Below are 4,211 nucleotides of genomic sequence, written 5' to 3' on the forward strand. Positions count from 1 at the left end.
AAATCCTTTAGGAGCCGAAAAAGAGATACTCGAGTTTGGGATTTCTATTTCGTTTCCGAATATGAGTGGTGTAAAAAAAAGTGTAATTAAAAATAGTACAAGTTTCATTGTTCCTCCTTGAGCTAACACCTAAATATGGGGCACAAACAGGCAGGCTACAATGGCGAAGCCGACTGCCTGTTTGTGTCCCAGCCCGCCTGCGGGTGACATAATTTTTTTGTTATGTGCTAAGCGCTAAATGTCCCGCGGTACTAATTAAATACGCAACAGAAAATACATTCTGTATCATCTTAACTTTTCGCTTTCTTACAGGTTTCTTGATGAGATATTGCTCGATGTTAAATTGGTCAGCGGCAAAGTAGGCGGACAGCATAAAAAAAGAAAAACTAGAGAGAAGGCTATCTAGATTTACGAGTGTGTAATAGCCATAGGCGGCAGGAGCTAAAGAAATAAGTAAAAGAATTCCTCTCGCTGTTAATTCATTTTGCATCATAAAAAATCCCTCTTGTCATTACCTTGCAACATAACTTCCAAATATGGGGCGCGGAGATGCAGGCGATAATGGCGAAGCCGCCTGCGTGTTTGCGTCCCAACGAGCGGCAGCGAGTGACATAATTTGTTTGTTATGTGACGCTACCACGAAAAGTGAGCCAAAGCTTCTTTGTACGATGCTAAAGCCCTGTAAACCGCGTATTTTAGCCTTACTTTTTTAATAAAGACCTGATACAGAAATACAGGTCCCAACCAAAATAGAACTAAGAAAGCTTGGATGAACAATAAGACGAAAACAAATTCGTTGTACAGACCATCAGCAAGGAAAAAAAGTAAGACAAAAGTGTTTAAGATGGCAAACGCCCAGATGGCCCACCTTGCGTCTTTTACAAGCTGCCTTAAATCCTCCTCAACTTTTACATTTTGCATGAGCTTCTAGTCACATAACTTTAAGCTAAGCGGCGCAGTTACGTGGGGCATAATGGCGAAGCCGCCCCGCGTAATTGCGTCCGAACGACCGAAGGGAGTGACTTGAGCGCTTTGTTAGAAGCAGAGCCTGTTCCCTTGGCATTTTTAAAAACTAATAGAGCCAGCATACGATTGATTATTAACACAAACAAGTAAAACGACAGCGCGGTGATGTTTTTGACTTGACTGAAGCAAGCTGCCATTTGAGTTACCAAGTGCAATGGCGCTTGCTGACTGAAAATAAGAACTAGGCGATAAAGCGCCTATTGCGCAACCTTTGAAGTTAATGCGGCGAAGTTAAAACCACCAAAAGCCAGAGCGATTTTTGAAACAGTAGGTGAGGGCGGTTGGACTGATGTTTTTATAAAGCAAAGTGCAGTTTAGGCTGACGCCTTCTAACTTTCCAATAACGGGCGCAGACATGTGGGGCATAATGGCGAAGCCGCCCCGCATGTATGCGTCCCAGCGAACGAAGTGAGTGCGTTTATTGGCTTGTTAGGTGCGCTCACGCCAAGACCCCATTTAGCAGCATACTAGGCATAAAAAAGTAAAAAGCCAATAAGCCCGAACTTGTAAATAGAAGTGCGACGGCACAAAAAGAAGCTTGAACGAAGAAGACGGAAGGTTTAGCAGATGCACTATGCCTAAAAGCTACTACTGAAGTTTGTAAACATTCTTTAATTGCTTGGTATTTGGTTGAGAACCAAGAAGTGATGGGAGCTAGGCTAGCAAAAACGAGAGCAAATGCGACCTCCATACCACCTAATTGAACTAAGAAGGCTATCTCTGGCAAAACTGCCGCCGCAACAACCATTGCGATACCGATAACTGCGCGTTGTAGATTAGTTAATTCATTCCATGATTTCATAATTTTTCCTTTTAGCACCTAACTTTTAAATAAGGGGCGCAGGCATGTGGGGCATAATGGCGAAGCCGCCCCGCATGTATGCGTCCCAGCGAACGCAGTGAGTGACTTGATTTTTTTGTTATGTGCGTCCCTAAAATTACCTAGAATTTGCATTTAATCTGATACTCCTTTTCTCCAGTTTTCCATTTTGCTGACTAAACCTGGATAGCGCCAGTCCATGATATAGATAAAAGGCGATAAAAAAAGAACAACCAAACCCAATAACAACAAAGATTCTTTAATAGAGCTGATACCCAACTGGTTAATTTTGGTTTGAATAACAGATAGAAACAGCAGCATGCCTAAGATAAAAGGTAGCATTAAAAGATAGTGCTTAATCAAATTTGAAACAGTTCTTTGTTTAGCTATGTGGCGAGTTTGAAGCCTGCAATGAAACTCTACAGTTAACGCATTTAGGATAGTTGCAATTACTGCTATCAAAGCTATTTCAAACACATTGAATACCCATATCGTAGAAGCACATAACTTTTAAATAAGGGGCGCAGACATGTGGGCTAAAATCCGAACGAAGTGAGCAGCCCATATGTTTGCGTCCCAGCCCGCGCAGTGGGCGAACTTGATTTTTTTGTTATGTGTAATTGCCAATTTAGTCCTTCAATGTGCCAAATGTCCAACCCGCAATAGAAGAAAAACGTTCCGCAAAAGTACCTATTTCCATTGAAGTTAATTGATGGATTGTTGGATCTGATTTGATTAGTTTTCCTACGTGAACAAGATGAGGTTTACCGTTTTCCACGCAATCATCATCACCGCAAAGAAACTGCCATGATCCGTCAAAATCTCTTACAGAAAATAAAATAGGTAGGGACTGCTGGAATACATGTGGGCAAACGAAGACTCCATAGTCATCCTTAAATTCCACAGTTATCTCCTTACACATAACTTTAAGCTAAGCGGCGCAGTTGCGTGGGGCATAATGGCGAAGCCGCCCCGCGTAAATGCGTCCGAGCGACCGAAGGGAGTGATCTTAAGCGCCTTGTTATAAGCAAAGCCAGTTCCTTTGGTCTTTTTAAAAACTGTTGAAGCCAGCATACGGTTGATGGTTAACACAAACAAGCAAAACGACTGTGCACAAATGTTTTTGATATTTGACTGAAGCAAGCCGCCATCTGATCTATCAAGTGTAATGGCGCTTGCGAGGTTCAACTAATAACTTGGCGATAAAGCGCCTATTACACCACCTTTGAAATTGAAAGCGGCGGATTTAAACCTACCACAAGCCAGAGCGATGCTAATGAAAACAGGAGAGGGTAGTTCCACTGGGATTTTCATAAAGCCAAACGCAGTTTAGGCTGGCGCCTTATAACTTTTCAATAACGGGCGCAGGCACGTAGGGCATAATGGCGAAGCCGCCCTGCGTGTATGCGTCCCAGCGAACGTAGTGAGTGAGTTTATTGGCTTGTTATATGGCACGAGCTTCAACGAAGAAAGAGCTCTTCTGAAAATCCCATTTCAGTTCATTTCCCAAATATTTTTCAAGAAAGGAAATATTTGAAGGTGAAATCGGGTAACAACCGAACATGGGTTGTTCTGGATTTATTTCTCCAAACTCGATCTTGAATTTATTTAGATCAAAATCTATTAATTCGTGTTCTGCTATCAGTTCTTCTGTTTCTTCAGAATACTCGGCAATATAGCGACGAACCTTGTATTTAAAATCAATCACACCAATGACATATAACTTTTCAATAACGGGCGCAGACATGTGGGGCATAATGGCGAAGCCGCCCCGCGTGTATGCGTCCCAGCGAGCGGAGCGAGTGAGTTTATTGGCTTGTTAGGTAACACTTTCTCGTTCCTTGAAATTGCGAGCGATTAGATAAACTGCGACTAAAACTGGGCAAATATAAAAATAACCATACCAATACCTTAAACCGTTATTGTGTGGTGTTACTAGATCTGAAGCACCACTATAAGCAACAAATAGAACAACGGAAATGCCCACACAGAGAAATGCAATTTTTAGAAAGTGCGAAACAGGAAACCTAAAAATAGAAGCGACTAAGCCAATATAACCTATCATGGCTGCAATTGATGGCAGTAGCAGCCCAAATGAAAACTCAAATTCATTGTCGAAAATGAAAGTAATGCTTATTCCTAAAGGGATGAAAGATAATAAGAGTAGTATTGTTGCTGGCAATAAACCCAACAAAACCAGTGATATTGTTTGAAAAGCGCCCGAGTTCAATTGTGTTACCTAACACTAAGCTTTGGGGCGCTAGCACGTGGGCTAAAATCCGAGCGGAGCGAGCCAGCCCACGTGTTAGCGTCCCAGCGACCGGAGGGAGTGCCAACAGCGTTTTGTTAGGCGTACAACTGAAAG

6 protein-coding genes are annotated in these 4,211 nt (G+C 42.4%); all 6 read right to left on the bottom strand.

Annotation, left to right across the window (positions count from 1 at the left end; all coding sequences use genetic code 11):
• Positions 1-220: 220 nt before the first annotated feature.
• Positions 221-493 (bottom strand): hypothetical protein, encoded by a 273-nt coding sequence (locus GTQ48_RS17330; RefSeq protein ID WP_163107791.1) that lies wholly within the window; start codon positions 491-493, stop codon positions 221-223.
• A 972-nt stretch (positions 494-1,465) separates the two neighbouring features.
• On the bottom strand, positions 1,466-1,828 hold the full coding sequence (locus tag GTQ48_RS17335; protein ID WP_163107792.1) for a hypothetical protein: 363 nt from the start codon (positions 1,826-1,828) through the stop codon (positions 1,466-1,468).
• A 153-nt stretch (positions 1,829-1,981) separates the two neighbouring features.
• Positions 1,982-2,323: a hypothetical protein gene (locus GTQ48_RS17340; protein WP_163107793.1), complete on the bottom strand. Its 342-nt coding sequence runs from the start codon at positions 2,321-2,323 to the stop codon at positions 1,982-1,984.
• 151 nt (positions 2,324-2,474) lie between these two features.
• On the bottom strand, positions 2,475-2,750 hold the full coding sequence (locus GTQ48_RS17345; RefSeq protein WP_163107794.1) for a hypothetical protein: 276 nt from the start codon (positions 2,748-2,750) through the stop codon (positions 2,475-2,477).
• Between the two features lie 540 nt (positions 2,751-3,290).
• A complete protein-coding gene (locus GTQ48_RS17350; RefSeq protein ID WP_203565298.1) occupies positions 3,291-3,602 on the bottom strand; it encodes a DUF7683 domain-containing protein in 312 nt (103 codons plus the stop codon).
• A 352-nt stretch (positions 3,603-3,954) separates the two neighbouring features.
• A partial coding sequence (locus tag GTQ48_RS17555) for a hypothetical protein (protein WP_203565299.1) occupies positions 3,955-4,211 on the bottom strand: 257 nt, incomplete at its 5' end.

Origin of the sequence: Alteromonas genovensis (genome assembly GCF_010500895.1) — a bacterium.
Classification (GTDB): domain Bacteria; phylum Pseudomonadota; class Gammaproteobacteria; order Enterobacterales; family Alteromonadaceae; genus Alteromonas; species Alteromonas genovensis.